Origin of the sequence: Kitasatospora sp. NPDC088779 (assembly GCF_040685395.1) — a bacterium.
Taxonomy (GTDB): Bacteria; Actinomycetota; Actinomycetes; order Streptomycetales; family Streptomycetaceae; genus Kitasatospora.
The window spans coordinates 1-4,160 of the sequence record NZ_JBFBHW010000108.1 but is presented as its reverse complement, the minus strand read 5'-3'; the positions used below and the strand labels follow the sequence as shown (position 1 = coordinate 4,160).

Below are 4,160 nucleotides of genomic sequence, written 5' to 3'. Positions count from 1 at the left end.
CAGGACCGCTTCTGGTTCATGTGGGACGACCTCGTCCGCGGCGCCATCGGCGCCGTCGTCCTCGTCGACACCCGCCGCCTCGCCGACTGCTTCCCCGCCCTCGACTACTTCGAGAACAGCGGACTCCCCTTCGTCGTCGCCCTCAACGGCTTCGACGGACACCAGCCCCACACCGCCGACGAGGTCCGCGAAGCACTCCAGCTCAGCGCCGAGACCCCCGTCATCACGCTCGACGCCCGCCGCCGCGACAGCGCCAAGAGCGCCCTCATCACCCTCGTCGAGCACGCCCTCCTCGCCCGACTCCGATGACGGGCCGGACATCCGGACCCCGGGGGCCGTCGGCGTGACGGGCCCCGGGGCGGAGCCGCTACCGGCCGATGTCCTCCAGGGGCATCGCGCAAGACCCGCTGTATAAGCAGCGGATAACAGTTCGGTAGGCATTTTGTGATCAACAGTGACTCTGCGTGGTGAACTAGCGTCACTCAGCGCCAGAAGACCACGGTTTTGCTCCGTCATGTCGGTGAATGTCCCTATTGCGCCGACGCGGGGGCCATCCTGCGGCTGTTTGTCCCCCATCCCTGCACGTGCTGAAATTCCAGCTACCCCTGAAACCCTCGCGCCGGCCCACCGGTGACGGGCCAGGGCCCGGGGGTAGCGCTGGATTGATCCATGGCCGACAGTCGGCCGAGAGGTAGTTGTCGAGTGAGGCGTAAGCAGCAACCCGCCCCGCAGCGGCGCTCCGAGCCCCGCCGGAGCGAGCCGAACGGTACCGCAGCGGACCCGGCCGGATTCTCCGCTTTCACCCCCACCGAGGAGCGCTCCCAGGCCTCCCCGGCCCCGCAGCCCCCGGCCGCGTCCACGGAACCCCGCAGCGGCGGTCCGGACGGCGACGCCTCCAAGCGGTACGACTTCCTCCGCCCGCGCAACTGGCGCGTGCCGACCCGTCTGATCGCGATCCTGCTGATCCCCGTGATCATCAGCCTCGTCTTCGGCGGCCTCCGCGTGAACACCTCGGTCGACGGCTACATCAAGGCCTCCCGCGCCGAGAAGACCGCCGAACTCGCCAAGGCGGCCACCGAGCTCGCCGAAGCGCTGGAGATCGAGCGCGACACCACGCTGATACCCCTGCTCACCAAGCAGGACCCGGACGGCAAGGTCGCCAAGATCCGCGCCAACACGGACGCCGCGCTGAAGGCGTACGAGGCGGCCTACGCGGCCTCCGACAAGTCCGGCGAACTGCCGCGCCGCCACGAGGGCTTCCAGGCCCTGGTGGTCGACCTGCCGCACCTGCGGGCCACCGCGTACGGATCCGAGCTGTTCGCCGGCGCCACCGTCAACGCCTACTCGGTGATGTTCGCCCCGCTGCTGTCCTACGACAACTCGGTCGGCCTCGGCTCCAGCAACGCCGCCAGCAAGGGCCGCGCGATCTACGCGATGTCCCTCGCCAAGGCCTCCGCCTCGACCCAGCGCGCGCTCATGCTGCACCTGCTGGTCGGCATCTCCCAGAACGCCACCACCCGGTTCGAGAACGCCGACGTGATCCAGCAGATCCTGGTGGCGGAGCGGCTGGAGCAGGTCTCGCTGACCGAGTTCAACACCGGCAGCGCCCCCGAGGACGCCCGCAAGTACGCCAACGCGCAGGTCACCCAGGCCGCCGCGCAGGAGCGCTCGGCCTACAAGATGCCGAACGGCACCGCGCCCTCCATGCAGACCCTGCTCTCCCTCGGCGCCGCCTACAGCCAGGCCGCCGCCGAGGGCCAGAGCAAGGGCAAGGCCGCCGCCGACCAGGCCTACAAGGAGGCCAAGGACTCCGGTCTCACCCCGGAGAACTGGAACCAGGCCGCCAACACCCACATCCAGGCCCTGCGCGACACCGAGGTCCAGCTGCTGGACGACGTCCTCACGGACTCCCGCGGCCTCAAGGACAACGCGCTCTACGACGCCATCCTCAACACGATCATCGTCGTCGCGGCGCTCATCCTGGCCGGTCTGCTCACCGGCTACGTCGCCCGCTCGATGATCCTCGGCATGCGCACCCTGCGCAGCGCCGCCCTGGAGATCGCCGACCACCGCCTGCCGGACCTGGTCGAGAAGCTCTCCAAGACCGACCCCGACCGGGTCGACACCTCCGTCACCCCGATCCCGCTGCACGGCAAGGACGAGATCGGCGAGGTCGCCCGGGCGTTCGACCAGGTCCACCAGCAGGCCGTGGCGCTCGCCGCCGAGCAGGCCCTGCTGCGAGGGAACGTCAACGCGATCTTCACCAACCTGTCGCGTCGCAGCCAGGGCCTGATCCAGCGCCAGCTGGCGCTGATCACCGACCTGGAGAACAACGAGGCCGACCCGGACCAGCTGGAGAACCTCTTCAAGCTGGACCACCTCGCCACCCGTATGCGCCGCAACGGTGAGAACCTGCTCGTCCTCGCGGGCGAGGAGGCCGGCCGCCGCTGGAACACCCCGGTCCCGCTGGTCGACGTGCTCCGCGCCGCCTCCTCCGAGGTGGAGCAGTACGAGCGCGTCGAGCTGTCCGGCATCCCGGAGGTCGAGGTCGTCGGCGCCGCCGTGACCGACCTCGTCCACCTGCTCGCCGAGCTGCTGGAGAACGCCACCTCGTTCTCCAGCCCGCAGACCCGGGTCCTGGTCAACGCGACCCGCCTGCCGGACGGCCGGGTGCTGGTCGAGATCCACGACAAGGGCATCGGCCTCACCGCCGACGACTTCGCCGAGATCAACGAGAAGCTGGCCGAGCCGCCCACCGTCGACGCCACCATCTCCCGCCGCATGGGCCTGTTCGTGGTCGGCCGGCTGTCCCAGCGGCACGACGTCCGCGTCCAGCTCCGCCCCTCCGGCGAGTCCGCCGGCACCACCTCGCTGGTCATGATCCCGCCGTTCATCACCCGGTCGGGCGCCGCGCCGGAGCCCGAGGAGCAGTTCACCGTCTCCCGGATCTTCGCCGAGCAGGAGCCGACCTCCCAGTGGGCGCCCAACGGCCAGCCGCGCAGCGCCGCCGAGCTGGGCTTCGACGACCACCTCACCGGCGCCGGCAACGCCGGATCCAGCGGCTTCAGCCCGGCCCTGGAGTCCGTCCAGCGCTCGCAGCGCCTCGACCAGGTCCGCCGCGCGGCCCTGGAGAGCGGCCCGCACGACGGCGAGCCGCCGGTGCTGGACGCCGAGGTCGAGGAGGACTACCAGCAGGGCTACGACCAGTACGCCCCCCAGGGCTACGAGCAGCAGTCCGGCTACGCCGACGACCAGTACGGCTACCAGCAGGACGGCTACCAGCAGGACGAGTACGGCCAGGACCAGTACGGCCAGTACCCGCAGCAGGGCTACGAGCAGCAGTCCGGCTACGCCGACGACCAGTACGGCCGCCAGGACTACCAGGGCGACGGTTACCAGGGCTACCAGGACGGCTACGCCGACCAGTACGGCCAGCAGGCCGAGGAGGCCCCGGCCGGCCACCCGTACGCCCCGGAGCCGCCCGCGCTGCCCGCCGCCGAACCCACCGCCACCCTGCCGTCCGGGCTGCCGCAGCGCCGCCCCGGCCAGCAGCTGGCGGGTGGCGGCTTCGGCGCCCCGACCGCTCCGGCGGACGGCGGCTCCGGCGGCGAGGCCCCGAACTGGTTCGCCGGCGCCAAGGACACCTCGGCGGTCGACGAGCCGCGCGGCCACGACGTGTCGGCGCTGGGCGGCTACGGCCCGACCGGCCCGACCAACTCGCCCTGGCAGTCGCCCAACGACGGCGCCTGGCAGCAGGCCGAGCAGACCCGTGAGCCCGCCTCCGGCGGCACCACCGGGGCAGGCCTGCCGCGGCGCGTGCCCAAGCAGAACCTGGTGGCCGGGAACGCCAAGCCCACTCCGCAGGAAGGGCCGCAGGTCTCCCGCAGCCCCGAGGAGGTCCGCGGCCGGCTCACCAACCTGCGCCGCGGCGTGGAGCAGGGCCGCAGTGCCGGTAACACCGGAAGCTTCCGGATCGACCCCGATCAGGTAGACCCGTCCGGCAACGGACAGAACCGAAGCACCGATCTCTTCGGCGGCTCGAACCACCAGGAGCGTTGAGTTGACTCAGATGAGCCAGGCCGCACAGAACCTGAACTGGCTGATCACCAATTTCGTGGACAACACCCCCGGGGTGTCCCACACCGTGGTGGTCTCCGCCG

General features: G+C 71.1%; 2 protein-coding genes and 1 pseudogene. All 3 read left to right on the top strand.

Annotated elements, in window-relative coordinates; all coding sequences use genetic code 11:
- Positions 1–309, top strand: a 309-nt coding sequence (locus AB0P03_RS40565; RefSeq protein WP_363633756.1) for an ATP/GTP-binding protein, incomplete at its 5' end; no start/stop codon positions are given.
- A 393-nt stretch (positions 310–702) separates the two neighbouring features.
- Positions 703–4,059 (top strand): nitrate- and nitrite sensing domain-containing protein, encoded by a 3,357-nt coding sequence (locus tag AB0P03_RS40560; protein ID WP_363589695.1) that lies wholly within the window; start codon positions 703–705, stop codon positions 4,057–4,059.
- Between the two features lie 10 nt (positions 4,060–4,069).
- Positions 4,070–4,160 (top strand): annotated as a pseudogene (locus AB0P03_RS40555) (roadblock/LC7 domain-containing protein); the annotation flags it as partial.